This window comes from Actinosynnema sp. NPDC023658, from assembly GCF_040639995.1.
GTDB lineage: Bacteria > Actinomycetota > Actinomycetes > Mycobacteriales > Pseudonocardiaceae > Actinosynnema.
The window spans coordinates 1-1,193 of record NZ_JBFAAX010001391.1 but is presented as its reverse complement, the minus strand read 5'-3'; the positions used below and the strand labels follow the sequence as shown (position 1 = coordinate 1,193).

The following is a 1,193-nucleotide window of genomic DNA, read 5'->3' as shown; positions in this document are numbered from 1 at the left end:
GCCGCACCGGACCGGCGTCGGCGGCGAAGCTGCCGAGCACCGTGGCGAACTCCAGCGACAGGTCGGGGGAGGGCAGGACCGCCGCCAGGTAGCTGAAGTCGGTGTCCCAGGCCTGCCGCGGAAAGATGTTGATCAAATGGTCGAACACCAGGAACGTGTCCACGCCGGCGGAGCGCGCGAGGGCCAGCAGACCCCGCCCGCCCTCGACCGGCCCGACCGCGTCCCACGCCAGCGCCACCTTCATACCCCGCTCCTCACGGCCAGTGCTTTCGCGATGAACATCTCGGTGCCGCGGGGACTGCGGACGCTGTTCCACATCTCCGCCGGCCGGTCGAGGTTGGCGACGAACGCGTCCGCGACCCGTTGGTCCGCCGCCGCGGCGCCCAGCAGGGTCAGCATCTGCGGTGGCGGCTCCCCGATGAACGTGTTGGTCCAGTCGACCACCGGCTGCGCGGCGACCCAGAGCTGCGCGGAGATGTCGCGGCAGAACCGCTCGTCGTAGGGCCCCTGGTGCACGCTCAGGGCGTCGGCCAGCTCGAACGCCTGGTTCGAGCCGAGGTTGGCGCCCTGCGCGGTCAGCGGGTCGTTGACGATCCAGGCGTCACCGATGGCCAACGCGAAGCGGCCCCCGCCCACCTCCGCCCAACCGTGGCGCACCACCGGTGTCAGCGCGCCCCGCAGCACGTCGATCGGGCGGGTGAGCCGGAACTCCCGGTCGTCCACCCGTTCCCGCAGCCCCGGCGCGTGCGCGGTGATCAGGTCGAGCACCGCCTTCGTCACCGCGTCCGGGTCGTCGGCGTAGTCGCGGTCCGTCACCGGCGCGAAGGGGCCGTCGGGCACCGCCTCGATGAGGACCGCGGTGACCTGACCGTCGAAGGAGTAGTAACCCGGCGCGTGGATCTCCCCCGCGCCGGGGACCATGTGCATGGTCATGCCGATCGGCTCGGGCGGCCGCACGCCGTGGAACAGCGCGCCCAGCAGGTGCCGCTTCGGTGACCGGTAGGGGGAGCGGGACGCGTCCCGCGGGAACGCGTCGGTCAGCGCGCTCCGCCCGGCTGCCACCACCAGCAGGTCGTGGCTGCGGGCCAGTTCGGTGAGCTCGGCGGCCTCCGTGATGGTGCGCGGCACGACCCGGCCACCCCGCTGCTGGTAGTCCTCCAGCAGCCGGGACAGGTAGAGCCGGAAGTCCACGG

The 1,193-nt window shown here is 72.6% G+C and carries 2 protein-coding genes; both read right to left on the bottom strand.

From position 1 onward, the window contains the following. A partial coding sequence (locus AB0G02_RS41255) for a hypothetical protein (RefSeq protein WP_360806320.1) occupies nucleotides 1–244 on the bottom strand: 244 nt, incomplete at its 3' end. Continuing rightward, a partial coding sequence (locus AB0G02_RS41250; RefSeq protein WP_360806317.1) for a styrene monooxygenase/indole monooxygenase family protein occupies nucleotides 241–1,193 on the bottom strand: 953 nt, incomplete at its 5' end. The genes AB0G02_RS41250 and AB0G02_RS41255, both read right to left, overlap by 4 nt.